This window comes from Thermocladium sp. ECH_B (assembly GCA_001516585.1).
Lineage (GTDB): Archaea > Thermoproteota > Thermoprotei > Thermoproteales > Thermocladiaceae > Thermocladium.
On the sequence record LOBW01000005.1, the window covers coordinates 1 to 16,794 of the forward strand.

Here is a 16,794-nt window from a genome sequence, read left to right on the forward strand (position 1 = left end):
CCGCATGCCTTGCCCATCGTAGTGCGTTGCACGCCTCTCACGCCAACTGCAATTGGGCCTTTAACGCCCTCAACGTTCGTCGGTGTATGCTCTAAACCTAAACCCCACGGTGGGCATTAGAAAAACAAAAACATCAAATATTTGTATTTCCTCCACTTATTCCCGCCATAAATGGCGAGGTTTCCCCCATGTGTATAAATGGTTCCTCCTCAATTAGAAATAATTATTAAGCCCCAACCGATAATAAGACCAGTAGGACAAGCGATATTATTATGGCAACCACGTATTGAGTCGCAATGTATCTAATAAACCTAGTAGGCACGCTTCTCTTAGTGACCCTGAGGACCAAGGTTAATCCCAGTATTAATCCCTCGGCGACTGGAAAGAACATGCTTATCATTATCGCCATGGCTGATGCCACTCCGCTGTATCCTATGGCTGGTATTGCTGCAACCACGCCGAGGTTAACCATGGCATACGCGGCGTACCACATGCCTATTATCGGTATATAGGCCACCCATACGGTGCTTAGGAGAGACGCGAATCTGGTCATTGATGCTGCGATGAATGACATGCCGGCTATGCTCTCGTCAAATGCCTTTATTTGGGACATGACTTCTGCAACATATGATGATGGAGAAGTCACCGCGTAACCCATTAGGAACGCGCCTATGAGCGACATAAGTACCGCCGCATAAACAACTAATCGGGATTTTATGTACCATCTAATCAGTTCCCTCATTAAATCGTTGCTCTCCATGACTCACCGATTCATTGCTGCTTTAAAAACGAATCGGAGTCGATTAATTCTGAACCCGTATTTTTATTAAGGGGGTTATTCTTCTTCGCCTGTGCAGGATAGGTGGAGGCATTGGACTATGAAGAGGAGGGGCCTTAGGTACCTCATACTTTACCTCCTAGCGTCTAAGGGGGCAATGACTGGGGCCCAAATAACGGATGAGGTTGAGAGGGCAAGCATGGGTATGTGGAGACCCAGCCCCGGCTCGCTGTATCCAATGCTGGACGAGTTGGAGAGGGAGGGATTAATACGGATAGATAGGGTTGAGGGAACAAAAAAGTACTACATCATAACCGATGCCGGAAGAAACATAGTGGGCCCCGCTCCCGATGATAGGCTAGCGCGGAGCATCGATGAATTCATATCAATGGCCAGATACGTTCTGGATAATTGGGATAAGTTAAGGATTGAGGATAAGAGCAGGATTAAGGCAATATTAATGGAGATGGAGAAGGTGATCCAAGAGTAGCTCTCGCTGCCGAAAAGATTAAATTCACTCATGGGCATCACGCAATCAATCATTGAGCAACCATGAGATGCATTATAGATAGGTTGGAAGTAGAGACGCACGCTCATGCAACGGAGGATCTGGGCAAGGTGATTCAGGCATTAAATAATCTAGTGGGCCAAGTAACTTACGAGACTATACAGGTGCAGGGGCATTATGGAAACCCCATAACCGTAGTGAAGGCAGCCATGGGAAAGGCGAGCGGCGAGTGCCTTGACGTAGTGGCTAAGAGGCTCCTCTCTATGCTTAGCGATGCCGATAGGCAGTTGCTTCTCCTGAGCTTAGATGAGAGGATGGATGGTGATAAGCTTTATCTCAGATTCAATAAGCAATCAGCCTATAGGGGCTTAGCCAGGCTCGATGATGGTGGCGACGTCATTAAGGTGGTTATCCACTTCAATCCAGGCTTAGCTTGGGGCCGCGGCATTAAGTCTCTCCTGGAGGGCTTGGTGAGAGCATGAGCATATTATCGGCGCGAGGAATATATAAGACATATGATGGCCAAAAGTGGGCCCTGAGAGGCGTTGATCTAGAGATAGATAGGTCTAGAATAGTTACTCTATTGGGGCCGAATGGAGCAGGGAAGACCACATTCGTGAGGATTGCGTCAACGGAGCTCCTCCCAACTAAGGGCGATATTGAGGTGCTTGGCATAGATGCAATTAAGTACCCAAACAAGGTGAGGCCCCTCATATCCATCATTCCCCAGGAGGCGCGACCGATCAACTTCATTACTGCCTGGGAAGCCGTTTACTCATATCTACTCCTAAGGGGCTTCAGTAGGGGGGATGCGCGGAGAATGGCTAGGTGGGCAATGGAGAGGCTCTCCCTAGATCAATATAGGGATACCCAATTATTCAATTTATCCGGCGGCTTAAAGAGGAGGGTATTGGTAGCCATGGCCCTCGCCAGCAATGCCTCTCTCATATTCCTCGATGAACCAACGGTGGGGCTCGACATAATAAGCAGGAGAGGCGTGTGGGACGCCTTAGCCGAGTTACGGAAAAGCGGCGCCGCAATACTATTAACTACCCACTACATAGAGGAGGCGGAGTTACTTAGTGATGAGGTTTTCATAATAGACGCGGGAACCATAGTGAGGAAGGGTTCCCCCCATGACTTGCTCTCGCTGGTTCCGGAGGATGCTGTGGTGGAGGCTTATGGGGATTCCCTTGACTTGGATGAGAGACATGTAAGGCTGGGCAACAGGTATATAATATACGTCGATCCATCAATGGCCGGCCCGCTTTCATCTGAATTGATCAGGCGAGGCATGACAGTCACTATTCGCAGAAAGACTCTTGAGGATGCGGTAATTTACTTACTGGGGGGCTGGAGGGAGGAGGAGGTCAGCAATGAGTAGGGTCAATAACTTACTAACTCAATTAAGGGGTTCCCTCGTGATTGCCTGGATAAATGGTTGGTTAGCCATGACTAGAATGCCGATATGGCTCGTCTCATCCCTAACGGCCCCCGCCTCGATTGCATTGATGATAATATTCTTCGGGGGTTATCGATACTTGGGGATAGGATTGATAGGCGGCATATCCATGTTAATAGGAGTTAATGGGGTTGAATTGGTCGGTGATGGCGCCTTCTACAGGTTAGAGTTGAAGTTTCAAAACATGTTAATAGCTACACCCCTAACCCCAGTCAGTTACACGCTTGGCCTCGCTCTCTCCTCCCTGATATACTCCATGCCCGGCATAGCAGTCATGGCTGGGATACTCGCATATAGGGGAATAATAACGCCCTGGAGCGCTGCGCCAATTGCTGCATCCCTCTTCGCCGAGTGGTTATCTACATCAATGCTTGGATTCACGATATCCACATACCTGAGGGACACCAGGTACGCCTGGGCAATAGGTAACATACTGGGATTCACGTTAGGCACATTATTCCCAGTGTTCTACCCAGCCACAATACTTCCGGTTCCTTACATAGCCATTGCATCCCCAGTTAGCGCTGCCTCTATAGTGATTCAGTACGTGAGCGGCGTCACGAGGTATGATGTGGGTCTCCCGCTTGCGGCCACCGCATCCCTCGCTGCTCAAGCAACAATATTTACCCTACTAGCCATGTATAAATCACGGTGGAGAAGTAATTAGGTCTTCACTGGTCTCTGTCTTATCTGGAATAGGCCTATGATCATCATTATGATGCCGACAAGGGATAGGAATGGCCCAACATATGGAATTATTGCGAGTATATAGAGAATGGCCCCGACACGAACCATGTCCGATCCATAATCCACCCCCAATCTATAGTAGCCTATGACGATTAGTATGAGACCCACAAGCGATAATATCCCACCCACTAGTATTAGAATAATGGATGGAATAAGCATGCTCAATGCAGCGGTTATCGGTTGCATCATTATTCCAAGGGTCGGCGCCGAATTGAGTTGATTAGTTGAAATCAATTCCTTCATTGTATCTATGAATAAGTAGATGCCGGGGACCTCAATTATAGAACCCACGGGGATCAATAAGGCGCCGATCTTTGCCGTGGAGTACCTGGAATTAATGCTGCTTAACTCGGCGAAGCCAAGGTACTGAATCACCGCTGCGATCACTGTGATGCTTACCCCAACCATGAGCATTATGGTTAATGAATTGAATACAGCCATCAATGCACTGACGCTTAGGGGAGCGCTTGGTTGAATCATTAGCTTAATTAGGGAGCCATACATGGTTATTAAAGTCACCGCGGCAGTCACGATGCCTCCCACAAAGCCTATCAATAGGCCGCTTGCTAATCTAGTTATGGCCCTCGTTGATGAGCTCATTGCGTGCTTAGCGTTAACTTACTTATAAAAATTTTTCAATACATTATTAATTAGCGGAAGCGAGTCATTAATGGATTTATTGCTTCTTGCTTTGGAGCTTCAGTATTGCCTCGGCTAAGTCGCCATTGCTTTCCCTCAGTGCCTTAATTGCCTCGTCCCTGGTTACGCCGGTTTGATCCATTATTAGCCTAACATCATCCTCGGACACGGGGGTCTCCTCTTGGGGTCTCTGCATTATTATGGATGGGGCTGGGGCCGCGGCGGCCTGGGTTTGGGTGGTCTTAATATCCTTCTCGCTTGCCTGTACCTGGTAGATCATCATTCCCTGCATCTTAATCGCGGCCACGCTTGGGTTTGGGATTTCCAGTGTTGATCCATTCCTTAAGTAAATCACCACTTTAGCGGCGTTGATCTCCTCCACATTTAGGTTGCCTATCCCCATCCTCTTAAGCATCTTACGGAGCTCATTTGGATTAATCATTGACCAAGCTCACCCAGCACATGCTTTAAAGCTATCTCAACCTTAGCTGCATCGCCCCGTAAGCCCTCGATCCTTCCCTGGGCATAAGTTGCTCCTCCTCCCCCTCGTCCCCCCAACTCCTTGAAAATTGACTTAGCTAATTCCCCTGCCTTGATCCTCCCATTAGTGTAAATATATACCTCGTCCCCCAGCACCTCGATCAACACGTCAGCGGTGGAGGTATAGGCCTTAGCTAGTTCCTGGGCATACTCCCGCCCCTCCAATGCGATCACTGCCCCCCTAACACCATTAATGCTCACCTCGCGGCTCCTCAACTCATTAAGCTCCGCGTTAATTGCCTTCCTAGCCAACCTCCTCGCCGCCGTCTCCTTCTCGCTTAATTCCATTATTAATTTATCTAGGGATTGAAGAACGGCCTCCCGCCCAACGCCCAGCCTCCTCGCCGCCTCATCCAGCGTCGACTCCAGATCATGAATATACCTAATCGCATGCCTCCCCGTGGTGAACGTGAACCTCACGACGCCCTCCTGTATCTTCTCGGCCTTAATTATCTTAATGGGGCCAATCAATCCGGTCCTCGTCAAGTGCGTTCCTCCACATGCCTGTACATCAAACGGCGTTTCCTCCCCGATCTGAAGTATGCGAAGCACTTTACCGGGCACAACGCCGCCCTGGTAAATGATGAAGCCGAACCGCCTCTCCGCCTCCGTTCTAGGCAGGACAAGGGGCTTAACTGGCATATCCATCATGACGGCATTATTGGCGATCTCCTCTATTCTCCTCAATTCCTCGGGGCTCGGCAACTTATAATGAGTGACATCTATCCTGCTCACGGGCACATCCTTCTGAGCCCCGGCCTGCCACACGTGGCGCCCAAGGACGCGCCTAATGCTTTGAATAAGCACGTGGGTGCCAGTATGCATCCTCATCAAGTCAAGCCGCCTCTCCCAATCGATCTCCAACTCAACCTCCTCCCCCTCCCTAGGCGGGGCTCCGCTCACCTCATGAACTATGACTGGCCCAACCCGCTGCACATCCACAACGCTCGCAGTTCCCCCGCTGTGCCTAATTACTCCCCTATCAGCGGGTTGCCCTCCGCCCTCTGGATAGAAAATGGTTGAGTCAAGGATGATCCACTTGCCATTAATCACCTTAATCACTCGCGCCCTTGATTTAGACTTATACACATCCTCATAAAACTCCTCCCTAGTTGGCGGGAGATTAACCACATCCTCCGGCGGCACCGCGGTCTTCATTGCTTCCTCCTTGACTGGCCGTTGATGCATCTTGGTTATGCGTTCATAAAAATCATCCGGCACCGTCACCTCGACGCCGCGGCTCGATGCAACCTCGGCAACAACCTCCGGCGGAATGCCGTGAGAATCATAGAGATTAATCAAGTCATCCACGGATATCTTGCCGCTCCTCAAGTGCTTCTCCACTAATTGAGGCGCAGCCTTCAGCGATGCCCTATACTTCTTGTCCTCCATATCAACAAGCTCCAGTATTAGTGGGGAGCTCTCCCTTAGCTCTGGATAATCATTGAGCAGCAGTTTTAGGTGGGCATCGAATACCTCGGTTATTGGGTCCTCAATTCCAAGCAGCCTAGCGTATCTCATCATTCTCCTAACGAGGAGTCTGGCCAAGTAGCCGACCCCTGAATTAGATGGAATCACTCCATCATTGATCATCCAGGACACCGTTCTACTATGATCTGCCAATACGTAGAGCGCCTCCTGCGGCTTCACTGCCTTAACTAGGTCCCCGGCATTGATCCCTATCTTCCTGGCGACAGCCTCATATGCCTTATCCAACGCCAGCACCTCCGGATCCAGTTGCCCCATTAATGTGGCTATTGATTGCATTAATGCATCGTTCGGTTTCTCGACGCCGAACCTGGATCGCGCCCAGGACAGGAATGGGGAGAAGACGGCCTCATACACGGTGGGCTTCCCAGTGAGCACCCAGTAAATCCTCTCAAGCCCATACCCAGTATCAACTATCTTCATCGGCATATCCCTATACTCCCCATTAATTATCCTGTAATGCATGAAGACCAGGGTAGCGACCTCCAGGCCCCTCACGAGGACCTCGAATGATTCCCCGGCATTGCCTCCCCCCTCCCAAATATTCTCCTTATAAGTCACCTCATCGCTCTTAATGCCTAATTCCTTGGTGAAGAATTCATGCGCGTACTCAACGGTCTCATTAACCCAATACACGCTCTTATCTGGGAAATTAAAGGCGTGATGCGCCATCATCTCGAACCCAGTCAAGTGCCTACCGCTTCTCCCAACCTTATCCACATCTGTTAACCTAATGCTGGGTTGTGAAATGGTTAAGGGATTGGCGGGCGGCGGAACAATGCCCTCAGTAACCCAGGGCTGGAAGTCATATATGGAGGCCCCCACCAAGTAAACATCATCGCGCCACCTAGCGACGACGGGGTACCTCCCCACCCTGGCGTGTCCCCTCTTCTCGAAGAATGAGAGGAACTTCTCCCTAACATCGGCCACCGAGGATGGCCTATAGGTGCCGGGCGGGTTACCTATGAAGCCGTATGGAGTGCAGGGCTGATCCCCGCAATTATCCTGCTTATCGTTCAGTGTCCAATAATGATGCCCACAGTAGGGGCACTTCCCCCTCCTGAAACCGTTCTCCCTGAATAGCCTCGTCCTCAGCAATTCCTCGTCAAAAACCATGCATCAACTCCAACTCCCCTTAATTTAAGATTTCCCTCCACGACCAATAGTTATTGGTCGGTTAGCGGCTTTATCGGCGTCAATGCTTAAAAATGCGTATTGGAGGGTTCATTCATGTCCAAGACAAGCAATGTAGTGGTTTGCCCCTCATGTGGTTTCCTGGGGTCCCCCAGCGAGGACTTGGCAAGTAAGGTTCAGGCCCTTGACTCCATGAAGTGCCCCAAGTGCAAGGCCGACGTAACTATAAGGGATGCCGCTGCCCACATGGAGAAGCACATAAAGGTTCAGGGAAAGAATTATGTCTGCGACATCTGTAACTCGAAGCTGCCCAGCATGGGTGCGGCCGAGAGACACGTTAAGCAGCACCTAATTCTCCAATTAAGCGGAACGGGCTTAAATAGATTCATTTGCCTCGTGTGTGGGAGGGAGTTCCTAACCATGAAGGCCGCATTGGCCCACATGAAGGCCCATCAATGAGCCTCGAGGCCCATGGCTAAATAATCATGGGCGTGCCCCGTCACGGCTTTTGCGTTATCTAATCAGCCCCAAGTTCCTCATCATTGTTCAGGGGCCTGTGTTCTCCTCATTGCTTCCGCTCCTAAATGGGTAAGGCTTTAAGCATTGGCGTTGCGGCGAAGCAGTGCTGGAGATATACCTGGGCAAGGAGCACGGCGAGGCAGTTATGGAGGAATTGAAGATCTTGGGGGTAACCGAGTTGATTGAGGGTGGCCCCACTATGCTCTTTGGCAGGAGGGTGCTGGGGAAGGGCCAGAACGCTGTCGTGATTAGGTGTAGGCATGAGGTGGTTGAGGGCGAGTGGGCATGTAAGTTGAGGCGGAGGGATGCCTCGAGGCCCAGCTTATTTTGGGAGGGCTATATCCTTCGCTTGGTTAATGGTATCGGCATTGGTCCCCGGCTCCTGACTTTCTCTAGGAACGTGGTAATTATGGAGGAGGTGCTCGGCGAGTCGCTGAATAAATCTCTTAATCCAGATGTTGCTCGGCGATTACTGGAGCAGGCCAGGAGGCTTGACGTGATGGGGATCAGCCATAACGAGTTGGGGAGAGGCGGGAGGCATGTGGTGGTTAGGAATGGGGAACCCATTATCCTGGACTTCGAGTCGGCGACAATTAATGGAAGCAGGAGCAATGTTCTTCAATTAATCAATGCCTTGGTGGGCGGCGCGCCCGAGCTGCGTGGCGCTGCGAGGAGGTATAAGGTGGAGAGGAGTGATGAGGCCTTCAGAGAGTTGGTTGAGGGCGTGGTGAGGTTAATGGAGAGGCGTGTCCGCTGAGCCATAACTCGACATCGGTGGCCTTGAGTCCCGGTTCATTCATCTATTGCTGTTAGGAATGGGGGCGTTGATGTTCGTAGGGGCTCCGGGGATGGGGTTTCCAGCAAGGCTTTTTTGGGAGCCATTAGTCCTTGTTTAGTTCCTCGAATATCTTCCATATCCTATCATTTACGTGATGAATGTTTTGAATGACTTTCCCCTTGCTCATTCCAATCATGTCGCCACTTGAGTATAGTGCTACCCCAACCGCTATGACTAGTCCCCGTGGATCCCTCACGAGAACTATGCTTCCCTTGCTGAAGTTCCCGCTTATCGTCTTTATTCCGGGCCTCATCACGTCCGCCCCGCCCGCCACGTGGCTGACGGCTCCTTGATCCACATCTATTAAGCCGTACCTATCCTGTAATTGGGGGTTCCTATTTATGAATGGGATAGTGGGGAACCTATACTCCCTCTTCACGCCCTCAATTATTAATTCAGTGACTGCCAGTATAGGCATTTTCTCGGCCACGTAGAGAGTTAAGTCCTCTAACCCATAATTCTCCAATTCGCTTAATCCCCTCAAGTAATCGCTGAGCTCCGGCACCGCGTTGATTAATTCCTTCATGTCGCGCTTGCTCAGGAGGTGCCTCTTCACGAAATAATATGGAGCCGGTGGTATAAAAACTAAGCGAATGAGGGGCAAGCAAGGAAACTGCCCAGCCCTCGCTTGATCATGGAAAAGGAAAGCAAAAATAATTATTTAAATCAAAAATAATTTGGTTTAAATTGCTGGGTCTTTCACCAGCAGTGCCTCCATCCGTGCCTGGCTCCCCATGCAGGATATGGCGGCCACGCTTGCCAGGGACCCCACGTTGAGAGCGCGGCCCTGCCCGCCTCCGTTAGCTCAAGGTACTCCTCNCCGCCCTCGCTTANTCGCTTGGCGAGCCCAGCCGCGAGTAGNCCNGTTACTGCCCAGTCAAAGGCGGAGCCGTAAAGCGGCGCCTCCTGCCTGAGTTGGTTTATCTTTTTCCTACCCCCCTCCAACTGCTGGAGGAGGGCTTGTATCCCCATCCACATCATTCCCCTCATATTTACCCGATAACGCTTCAGTTATCGGATATATAAACCTAACCCCAATGAGAAAGGAGAGAAAATAAAAACCGCCGCACACATGAAGCAAGCATGACCATAACAGTGATAGACCACCCACTGGCACAATCAATAATCACAATGCTAAGAGACAAGAGAACAGGCCAAATAGAGTTCAGGAAGGGACTAGTGAGGCTTGGCCGGCTCATGGGGTACGAGGTCGCCAAGTCATTCCCAACAAGGGNNGTGGAGGTCGAGACGCCGCTCGGAGTAAGAACCAGGGGAGTAANNATGGACATGGGCGATGTAGTTATAATTCAAATACTGAGGGCAGCAATGCCGATGGTGGAGGGCCTCCTCAAGGTATTCCCAATGGCCAGAATGGGAGTGATAAGCGCCAAGAGGAGGGAGGAAACGCATGAGAGGGGCTCCATGGAGTTCGAGATAGAGATGAATTACGTGAGGATACCAAGGATCCAGCGGGACACAACAGTGATGGTGGTGGATCCAATGCTCGCCACTGGATCCACAATGATAGCTGCATTAAACACAGTGAGGGAGAAGGGGGAGCCCAGGAGAATGATACTGATAAACGCCATTGGCACTAAGCAAGCAATAGATCGAGTACTAGGAAGATACCCCCAGGCAGACATATACCTAGCAGCAATAGACCCAGAAATCAACGAAAACGGATACATAATACCAGGACTAGGAGACGCAGGAGACAGAGCATACGGAGAAGCATAAAAATAATAAAAAATAATAAAAATATTTTTTTATTTTAAAAATGCCTAATATAAGCCTTTTACGATGATGATACGGTAAACGGGTACGTTTGACCTGAGGTAGTAGTTAATTCGCCCGAGTATTGAGTGCCAGCAGTCAACGTTACAGATCCAGTGCACACAGAAATAGAATCACCACTACCAACACCACCGATAGTAATAGAAGCAGAAGTAGTAGAAGGAGTAGCTACTGTATTACCACTACTAGTAGAAGAAACGTATGCCCCGTTACCTGCAGGTAAGGTAATAATTAATTGGGCACCTTGAGTTCCTGGTTGAATAGCTATTGCCGTTGAGAAGGTGCATGTTAATCCGCCTAGAGTGAAGCCGTTTATCCCTATTGATGAGCTTGAGGGATTGCTTAACACTAAGGTCAATTGACTATTTGAGCCACTTGTGGAACCTATTGTTAATCCCAGCGCTTGTACGTTGAGTGTTGCTGTTTTTGCTGATGAGCCGGCGAGGCCGAAGACCCATACGGCCACCGCTACTGCGAGGGCTATGGCCACCGCTATTAGTATTATTGTGGCCACGACATTGCTTATACCCTTCCTATTCCTAATTTGAGGTGCCATATGTAATTGCAATAGCTCCACTATTTAAATATTATCCTATTACAGGTGCGGCGGGGGAGTTGGCCGTTTCATTTGCGCTTAATGGATTGGGTGAAGTTTTAAAAGCTGGCCTGGGCGGTGCATTTCATGAGTTGGTCAGTTGATTACGGCGACTTAATTGAGTTGGTGAGGAGGCGATTCGGGGTCTCGATTGGGGAGGATCAGGTTGCGCGGGCTAGGGCCACGTTCCGCATTAGTTGGAAGAGCAGCATAGATGTGGCTAGGGCAATTAAGGGCCTCACGCTGGAGCAGGCTAAGCAGTACTTGGAGAGCGTAGTAAGGGGCGAGGCACCGGTCCCCGTTAAGGGCCATGATAAGAAGAGGCCCCATCACTCGGTGCCTTGGAGGGGTTGGCCAGTTGCTCGGTGGCCCAAGAGAACCGCCGAGGCCTACCTAGAGTTGCTGGAGAACCTCGAGGGGAACTGCACGTATAAGGGCTTAAATGCATCTAACGTGGTCATAATTCACGCTGCATCCAGCAAGGGCGCGAAGATACCGGGCTACATGCAGAGGGCATTTGGGCGATCAAGTCCATGGTACAATTACGAAGTGAATGTAGAGGTGGCTGCAGCCGAGCTCCCAACAGAGCTGGTTCCAAAGAAGCTCAGCCCAAGCAGGATACTTAAGAACAGCTGACCTCCTCCCCGCCCTGAAGGGCGAGGCTTTCCGCCCCCTTAACCCCCATTTCGGTAAGAATCCCATCCTCTGCACTTCCCCTAAGAGTCCAATGCCTTGTCGCATTCACGATTGAATCAAGGTCACGGTTCCCGGCCTTAATTTGTCTGGATCACTCATTAGGAACCCTATGGGGTTGATTCTATCCCCTATCTCCAAGTTGCTTATGGCTATTATTAATTGCTTGTTTTTCGGCACATAAATCACTTCCCCCCTCCTCGCGAATGTTCTGAAGGTCTCCGGCCCAGTTCCTAGGTCTAGGGGTATTATTGCCTGTGGCCCCGCCTTAATGATCGATGCATTGAGGGGCAGGGAAGCAAGTAATTTACTGACGGTTATGGGTGCCGCGGATGTTTCCAACTTAATCTCTACCTGTGAACCATCCCTGAACCTGAGGGCAAGCTTCATCTTGAACGCCTCGCTTGAGACGCATGACTTATAAATGCTTTTCCAATGCAAGTGATAATGCCTAATAGGGACGAAATCAGGAGGGCGCTGGATCCAATCCTCGGCGGGCGAGCCATAGATAACGGCGAGGATAGGGCTTGGCTATATTATGCTGAGGTCAAGGGGGGCCGGGATAAAATGGATGAGACAGTGAAGAGGGTTGAGGAGGCTCTACAGGGCTTAAACGCCAGGAAACTGGAAGAGGGGGACTCAGTGATATTCACCACAAAGAGCGAGGCAATAGCCATAATCCACGTATGGGCCTAAGCGCTCGCTCCAATCCCCACACTAAAGGGCGAGGTTCACCGCTCGCTTCAGGAACCCGCCCCGTCTCGAGGAGGATTTTCCTTAGAGCGGTCCTATTCTTCGTCGCTCCATGAACATTAGGGCGGCCGATTCATCGATGCTCGGCACCGAGTCCTCGTTCTTTTTCGGGTTATGTATGAAGTCTTGGATGCTCATTTGACTTACCTAAGTCAAATAATCCGAGACCCCCTTAAAAACCCTTCCCCCACGTTCACCGAGCCAATAAGGAAGCCCCTCAAGGCGGGAGCCATTAGTGCCGCGAAGTCACCGAATGCCTCAGTGCGGATTCAACGATGAAGTCGGCCGCGGCGGCATCCAGCACGGCGAAGCCAACCCCCTTATAAATCGATGCATCGCTGACCTCACACTTAACTCCCCTCAATGCCTCCCCCAACTCCACCAGCTTAACTCCCCTCAAGTCCTCCCCCGCCTCATTAATTGCGTTCCTGGTATCAACCAAGACGCATCCAACTCGCTCTATCAATTTCCTCCCCAACTCAACCACGGGCCTCGGTGCACCAATGCTGGCCACGTGCCTCCTTCCCCTCGGCACATCCTCCACTATGGGCGACGTGCTTGACGTGGTTAGTACAATAATGTCGGAGCTAAGCAAATCGCTGAGCTCAACCGCTTCTCCCCCGAACTCCTCAGCCAATGTCCTTGCCTTATCCATTCTCCTTCCCCACACCAATACGCGCCTCGGCCTCAATGCCTCCCTAAGCAGCAATAAGTGATACCGCGCCTCAACCCCGGTCCCCACAATCCCCAGCGACGATGTGGGCGCATTAACTACCCTAGCCCCAATCGCTGTAGCGGCCGCCGTCCTAATCCCGGTCAATGCCTCGCCATCAATCAATGCAACTAGGCTGCCCCCCTCATCGAAGTAAGCCGCCGTCGCCGTGACTGTGGGCAACCCAATCCCGGCATTGCCTGGATGCACGCCCACTACCTTAACGGTGACTCCGCCCCCAACATAGCCCGGCATGACTCCCCACCAATCGCTCCCTATATTGAATGAGAGTCGAGGCGGCGCAATGCCTAAGCCAGATGCATGGGCGATCAATGCCCGGCTCAAGTGATTGAGGAAATCCTCAAGCCTCGTCATCACGCCCTCAATAACTTGATCACCGCTAATCCAATTAACCACGAATAATAATGCATCCACTAACAAATAAAAAGCTTTATTATTAAGGAAATAAGTGGGGCATTGCTTCATAACCATGAGTTGAGCGTAGCTTAATGCATTGCTTTGCCGAGAAACATGGTGAGTAACGCCCGAGAATGATAAGGCACGTATTTTTAAGTTGATAATCGCTATGGAGCGTGTTTTCGCTATTATTTGTCTCTCACCGGCTTTGGCGTCGTTCATGGTTGGGCATTAAATGAAGGTCACGAGGGATTCCGTGGGTTGAGGGGTCTTCTTTTCTGGTAATGATTCTTTAATTGCTTGTGATGGCGGGCCCGGTGGGATTTGAACCCACGGCCTACGGCTTCGCAGGGTCGGCCCAAATTGGTCCGCCGCTCTGATTCCATGCTGAGCTACGGGCCCCTCCTTGATTCTGGGCAAATGCTTTAAAAGGATTGCTCCCCACCCTATCTTTATGCCGTACCTAGTGGCGTCCGATTACCATAATACCCTCGCGGCTCGGCTTAATGACTCATATATTGTCAGGGCGGAGGTCGAGGAGGCCGTTGCCGATTATGTTAGGTCGGGGGGCCTTTTTGCTGTGGTGACCAGCGGCACTCATAGGCATGTATCGCTGGATAGGTTGCGGGGCCTCATAATAATGGTGATAGAGAATGGGCTAGTTATTGAGATGCCTGGCTCAGGTAAATTAATGCTGGAGCCCAATGATTGGCCCCAAGCCAGGGAACGCGCTGCCGCACTATTGGCCGAGCGTGGCATTCCATTCTATAGGGGGGAGAGCAGCATATTTATCAATGAGGCTAGGGGAGTATTGGAGCCGCTCAGCGATGAATTGCTTCGGCTCGGCGTTAGGATTGAGTGGAATAGGAGGAGCGCCGCGTTGATGCCCGTGGGTTTCAATAAGGGCTCCGCGATTAGGTTTCTCCGGCGCGCCTTGGCTCCCGATGCTGTTGTTGCCGTGGGCGATGCCGAGAACGATATACCGATGCTGAGGGAGGCCGATGTGGCCGTGGCGGTGGGCAATGCCGAGCCCACTGTGAAGAGCATGGCTAAGTACGTGGTGCGGGAGGATGGGTTTGGAGTAATGGATGTTTTAAGCATGGTTAGGGATTGGGGAAAGGCTTATTAACTCAGTTATACTAGTAATTCCATGAGTTCCAGTACATCCGATAAAGACGCACAACAAGAAAAGAAGCAGGTCACGATAAAGGGCATAGACAAGGAACTATATGAGAAGGCGGTTCAATTATCCAGGGAAATGGGAATGACGGCGGGCGAACTAGTGAACAAGGCGCTTCGAACGGTCATGTCGGTGACCGATGCAGCCACAAAGACCGTGGCCGGCGCAGTGCAGGCAGTTGGGGAATCAGGCAAGGCATTTGCCGAGGGAGCGAAGGGGGTTAAGGTCGTGACGGGGATCGATGATCTAACAATAACGAAGGCCGACCTCGAGTCAAGCGATTCTCCCATATCATTCAGGGGAATAAAGAGGCTGGAATTCGCGGACGACGTCGATTGGGACACATTTAATGCCAAGGTGAGCTCCATAGTGATGTGCGGCACGGTCGTGCTTCCCCGCAGCCTACCTAAATTGAAGGTGCTGGAGAAGTGCAGTATGGTTAATAAAGTGGAGAGCAAGTGACGCTCTTCAATGCCGGAACTAAATGATCTTGAGAAAAGGATACTGGCCCACATCTATAAGTACGGCCCCGATACTCCCTGGCTAATGTCGAGGAGACTATTGGGCAGGGCGGGCTGGAGCCCCCTCGTGCCGCCAGAGGAGGTGGAGGCAGCCTGTCAACACCTAGAAGCGGCCGGCTTGCTTCAGAGGTTCCGGGGAAACCTGAAGGGGAGGGTAACCAGCTCGCTTAAGCCTTGGCTTAAGGTTAAGCAAAAGAATCCAGAGCATAAGGGCCGCGGTGTCTACTATGAATTAACCAGGGAGGGACGCAGAATAGCCGGCGACATATATAAGAACGAGATAAGGAATCGCTAGGCCACGCGCCCCCATATAACGGCTTAATCCATTTGAGGCCGATTCGACATGTTTATTTAGCCTGCTCAGCCCCATCATTAATGCAGTGCTTCGATTCGGGGGAGTACAGGAGCAGGATAGGAATGCTTGAGAATGCATTGGACTCGGCCGGCATTGATATGGCTGTGATAACGCCCGGAAGCAATATGATTTACTTCACGGGGTTCCCCGAGCCAGCCATGGAGAGGCCAATAATGCTAGCGGTGGGGGCCGGTGACCCAGTCCTAATAGTGCCTAAGCTATATGAGGAGCAGGTGAGGGGGCTACCGGTTCCAGTGCGCTCGTATGGTGATGGCGAGGATCCCTTTCAGCTGCTTAAATCCATTAAGCCCTCCCCAAGAAAAATAGCGATCGATGATTATGCCTACGCCAAGGATGCGGCGGCCATGGCTAGGACCTACGGTTCATACCCCTCCCTCCTCGGTCCCATTGCTTCGCGATTAAGGCGAGTCAAGACCGCGAAGGAAATAGAGATGATCAAGAGAGCAGTTCAATTAAGCGAGGATGCATTATCATCATTTATAACTAAGGTGGGGCCGGGCATGACCGAGCATGATGCGGCTCGCCTACTTAAGGATGAGCTTGAAGCTAGGGGCTTGGGGTTGGCCTTTGAGCCCATAGTGTCCTCAGGCCCTAACTCAGCCATGCCTCACTTAACCCACACGGAGAGGCGATTAAGTCCCGGCGATTCATTGGTGGTTGACTTCGGAGGAAGATTATGTGGTTATAATGCAGATATAACGCGGACATTCTTCATTGAATCCGTTTCCAGCGAGGGGGAGAGAATTTACGATACAGTCTTAAGGGCCCAATTATCCGCCGAATCCATTGCCGGCATACGCGTTGAGGTTGGCGACGTTGATGCGGCCGCTAGAAAAGTCATAGCGGAGGCGGGTTTTGGGGCCTTCTTCATACATAGAACCGGGCACGGGCTCGGCATTGATGTTCATGAGGAGCCCTATATAGTGGCCGGCGGCGATCAAAGACTTGAGGAGGGTAATGTGTTCACGGTTGAGCCCGGCATATATATGCCAGGCAAGCTGGGGGTGAGGATCGAGGATGACGTTGCGATAATGAATGGCCGCGCCAATCCCCTTAATGGCTTCCCCAAGGAATTAACGATAATAGGTAAGCGTTAATTC

General features: G+C 51.0%; 22 protein-coding genes and 1 tRNA gene. 13 read left to right on the top strand and 10 right to left on the bottom strand.

All coding sequences use genetic code 11. From position 1 onward, the window contains the following. Positions 1–226 precede the first annotated feature (226 nt). Positions 227–760: a hypothetical protein gene (locus tag AT710_01175; GenBank protein ID KUO93024.1), complete on the bottom strand. Its 534-nt coding sequence runs from the start codon at positions 758–760 to the stop codon at positions 227–229. Between the two features lie 118 nt (positions 761–878). Here AT710_01175 and AT710_01180 point away from each other — a divergent pair, with 118 nt between their 5' ends. The 4 genes from AT710_01180 to AT710_01195 all read left to right on the top strand — a co-directional run bounded on the left by AT710_01180 (position 879) and on the right by AT710_01195 (position 3,415). Continuing rightward, positions 879–1,268, top strand: coding sequence for a PadR family transcriptional regulator (locus tag AT710_01180; GenBank protein ID KUO93062.1), 390 nt, complete (start codon positions 879–881; stop codon positions 1,266–1,268). A gap of 83 nt (positions 1,269–1,351) precedes the next feature. Beyond that, positions 1,352–1,768 (top strand): hypothetical protein, encoded by a 417-nt coding sequence (locus AT710_01185; GenBank protein ID KUO93025.1) that lies wholly within the window; start codon positions 1,352–1,354, stop codon positions 1,766–1,768. Beyond that, positions 1,765–2,670: a hypothetical protein gene (locus AT710_01190; GenBank protein KUO93026.1), complete on the top strand. Its 906-nt coding sequence runs from the start codon at positions 1,765–1,767 to the stop codon at positions 2,668–2,670. Before AT710_01185 ends, AT710_01190 begins: the two co-directional genes overlap by 4 nt. Then, a complete protein-coding gene (locus AT710_01195) occupies positions 2,663–3,415 on the top strand; it encodes a hypothetical protein (protein KUO93027.1) in 753 nt (250 codons plus the stop codon). Before AT710_01190 ends, AT710_01195 begins: the two co-directional genes overlap by 8 nt. On the opposite strand, the gene AT710_01200 is transcribed toward AT710_01195, so the two are convergent. From AT710_01200 to AT710_01210, 3 genes are all read right to left on the bottom strand, one after another. After that, a complete protein-coding gene (locus AT710_01200) occupies positions 3,412–4,095 on the bottom strand; it encodes a hypothetical protein (protein KUO93028.1) in 684 nt (227 codons plus the stop codon). The two genes, AT710_01195 and AT710_01200, sit on opposite strands and share 4 nt — an antisense overlap. 76 nt (positions 4,096–4,171) lie before the next feature. After that, positions 4,172–4,576: a hypothetical protein gene (locus AT710_01205; protein ID KUO93029.1), complete on the bottom strand. Its 405-nt coding sequence runs from the start codon at positions 4,574–4,576 to the stop codon at positions 4,172–4,174. Next, positions 4,573–7,260 carry an alanine--tRNA ligase gene (locus tag AT710_01210; protein ID KUO93063.1) on the bottom strand — a complete coding sequence of 896 codons (2,688 nt, stop codon included), beginning with the start codon at positions 7,258–7,260 and terminating at the stop codon, positions 4,573–4,575. The genes AT710_01205 and AT710_01210 overlap by 4 nt, the downstream gene beginning before the upstream one ends. 132 nt (positions 7,261–7,392) lie before the next feature. Between AT710_01210 and AT710_01215 the strand changes: the two genes are divergently transcribed. Continuing rightward, a complete protein-coding gene (locus tag AT710_01215; GenBank protein ID KUO93030.1) occupies positions 7,393–7,755 on the top strand; it encodes a hypothetical protein in 363 nt (120 codons plus the stop codon). Positions 7,756–7,918: 163 nt separating this feature from the next. Further along, positions 7,919–8,572 (top strand): hypothetical protein, encoded by a 654-nt coding sequence (locus AT710_01220; protein KUO93031.1) that lies wholly within the window; start codon positions 7,919–7,921, stop codon positions 8,570–8,572. Between the two features lie 124 nt (positions 8,573–8,696). Here AT710_01220 and AT710_01225 read toward each other — a convergent pair whose 3' ends face one another. Both AT710_01225 and AT710_01230 read right to left on the bottom strand, forming a co-directional pair. Beyond that, positions 8,697–9,209, bottom strand: coding sequence for a hypothetical protein (locus AT710_01225; protein ID KUO93032.1), 513 nt, complete (start codon positions 9,207–9,209; stop codon positions 8,697–8,699). 143 nt (positions 9,210–9,352) lie between these two features. Further along, the gene (locus tag AT710_01230) at positions 9,353–9,643 is read right to left on the bottom strand and encodes a hypothetical protein (GenBank protein KUO93033.1); all 291 of its coding nucleotides are present in this window, start codon (positions 9,641–9,643) and stop codon (positions 9,353–9,355) included. Positions 9,644–9,736: 93 nt separating this feature from the next. On the opposite strand from AT710_01230, the gene AT710_01235 reads away from it, so the two are divergent. Next, the gene (locus tag AT710_01235; GenBank protein KUO93034.1) at positions 9,737–10,390 is read left to right on the top strand and encodes a uracil phosphoribosyltransferase; all 654 of its coding nucleotides are present in this window, start codon (positions 9,737–9,739) and stop codon (positions 10,388–10,390) included. Positions 10,391–10,448: 58 nt separating this feature from the next. Here AT710_01235 and AT710_01240 read toward each other — a convergent pair whose 3' ends face one another. After that, complete coding sequence (locus tag AT710_01240) at positions 10,449–11,003, bottom strand: hypothetical protein (protein KUO93035.1); 555 nt, start codon at positions 11,001–11,003, stop codon at positions 10,449–10,451. Positions 11,004–11,129: 126 nt separating this feature from the next. Between AT710_01240 and AT710_01245 the strand changes: the two genes are divergently transcribed. Then, complete coding sequence (locus AT710_01245) at positions 11,130–11,678, top strand: 50S ribosomal protein L22 (GenBank protein KUO93036.1); 549 nt, start codon at positions 11,130–11,132, stop codon at positions 11,676–11,678. 105 nt (positions 11,679–11,783) lie between these two features. On the opposite strand, the gene AT710_01250 is transcribed toward AT710_01245, so the two are convergent. Then, a complete protein-coding gene (locus AT710_01250; GenBank protein KUO93037.1) occupies positions 11,784–12,125 on the bottom strand; it encodes a hypothetical protein in 342 nt (113 codons plus the stop codon). Positions 12,126–12,182: 57 nt separating this feature from the next. Here AT710_01250 and AT710_01255 point away from each other — a divergent pair, with 57 nt between their 5' ends. Further along, positions 12,183–12,431 carry a hypothetical protein gene (locus AT710_01255; GenBank protein ID KUO93038.1) on the top strand — a complete coding sequence of 83 codons (249 nt, stop codon included), beginning with the start codon at positions 12,183–12,185 and terminating at the stop codon, positions 12,429–12,431. Positions 12,432–12,720: 289 nt separating this feature from the next. Here the strand turns inward: AT710_01255 and AT710_01260 are convergent, their stop codons facing one another. Both AT710_01260 and AT710_01265 read right to left on the bottom strand, forming a co-directional pair. After that, the gene (locus AT710_01260; protein KUO93039.1) at positions 12,721–13,839 is read right to left on the bottom strand and encodes a hypothetical protein; all 1,119 of its coding nucleotides are present in this window, start codon (positions 13,837–13,839) and stop codon (positions 12,721–12,723) included. Between the two features lie 84 nt (positions 13,840–13,923). Beyond that, a tRNA-OTHER gene (locus AT710_01265) sits at positions 13,924–14,019 on the bottom strand. Positions 14,020–14,071: 52 nt separating this feature from the next. Here AT710_01265 and AT710_01270 point away from each other — a divergent pair. From AT710_01270 to AT710_01285, 4 genes are all read left to right on the top strand, one after another. Next, entirely contained in the window at positions 14,072–14,746 is a 675-nt protein-coding gene (locus AT710_01270) for a hypothetical protein (GenBank protein ID KUO93040.1), read from the top strand. A gap of 21 nt (positions 14,747–14,767) precedes the next feature. Then, positions 14,768–15,259, top strand: a complete 492-nt coding sequence (locus tag AT710_01275; GenBank protein KUO93041.1) for a hypothetical protein — start codon at positions 14,768–14,770, stop codon at positions 15,257–15,259. 9 nt (positions 15,260–15,268) lie between these two features. After that, positions 15,269–15,613, top strand: a complete 345-nt coding sequence (locus AT710_01280) for a hypothetical protein (protein KUO93042.1) — start codon at positions 15,269–15,271, stop codon at positions 15,611–15,613. Between the two features lie 80 nt (positions 15,614–15,693). Then, positions 15,694–16,791 carry a hypothetical protein gene (locus tag AT710_01285; protein KUO93043.1) on the top strand — a complete coding sequence of 366 codons (1,098 nt, stop codon included), beginning with the start codon at positions 15,694–15,696 and terminating at the stop codon, positions 16,789–16,791. The last annotated feature ends 3 nt before the right edge of the window (positions 16,792–16,794 follow it).

What these genes read in the sequence shown, in the direction of transcription:
- AT710_01175 (KUO93024.1), bottom strand. Translation starts at nt 760, where the DNA reads ATGGAGAGCAACGATTTAATGAGGGAACTGATTAGATGGTACATAAAA.
- AT710_01180 (KUO93062.1), top strand. Translation starts at nt 879, where the DNA reads ATGAAGAGGAGGGGCCTTAGGTACCTCATACTTTACCTCCTAGCGTCT.
- AT710_01190 (KUO93026.1), top strand. Translation starts at nt 1,765, where the DNA reads ATGAGCATATTATCGGCGCGAGGAATATATAAGACATATGATGGCCAA.
- AT710_01195 (KUO93027.1), top strand. Translation starts at nt 2,663, where the DNA reads ATGAGTAGGGTCAATAACTTACTAACTCAATTAAGGGGTTCCCTCGTG.
- AT710_01200 (KUO93028.1), bottom strand. Translation starts at nt 4,095, where the DNA reads ATGAGCTCATCAACGAGGGCCATAACTAGATTAGCAAGCGGCCTATTG.
- AT710_01205 (KUO93029.1), bottom strand. Translation starts at nt 4,576, where the DNA reads ATGATTAATCCAAATGAGCTCCGTAAGATGCTTAAGAGGATGGGGATA.
- AT710_01215 (KUO93030.1), top strand. Translation starts at nt 7,393, where the DNA reads ATGTCCAAGACAAGCAATGTAGTGGTTTGCCCCTCATGTGGTTTCCTG.
- AT710_01240 (KUO93035.1), bottom strand. Translation starts at nt 11,003, where the DNA reads ATGGCACCTCAAATTAGGAATAGGAAGGGTATAAGCAATGTCGTGGCC.
- AT710_01245 (KUO93036.1), top strand. Translation starts at nt 11,130, where the DNA reads ATGAGTTGGTCAGTTGATTACGGCGACTTAATTGAGTTGGTGAGGAGG.
- AT710_01250 (KUO93037.1), bottom strand. Translation starts at nt 12,125, where the DNA reads ATGAAGCTTGCCCTCAGGTTCAGGGATGGTTCACAGGTAGAGATTAAG.
- AT710_01255 (KUO93038.1), top strand. Translation starts at nt 12,183, where the DNA reads ATGCCTAATAGGGACGAAATCAGGAGGGCGCTGGATCCAATCCTCGGC.
- AT710_01260 (KUO93039.1), bottom strand. Translation starts at nt 13,839, where the DNA reads ATGAACGACGCCAAAGCCGGTGAGAGACAAATAATAGCGAAAACACGC.
- AT710_01270 (KUO93040.1), top strand. Translation starts at nt 14,072, where the DNA reads ATGCCGTACCTAGTGGCGTCCGATTACCATAATACCCTCGCGGCTCGG.
- AT710_01275 (KUO93041.1), top strand. Translation starts at nt 14,768, where the DNA reads ATGAGTTCCAGTACATCCGATAAAGACGCACAACAAGAAAAGAAGCAG.
- AT710_01280 (KUO93042.1), top strand. Translation starts at nt 15,269, where the DNA reads ATGCCGGAACTAAATGATCTTGAGAAAAGGATACTGGCCCACATCTAT.
- AT710_01285 (KUO93043.1), top strand. Translation starts at nt 15,694, where the DNA reads ATGCAGTGCTTCGATTCGGGGGAGTACAGGAGCAGGATAGGAATGCTT.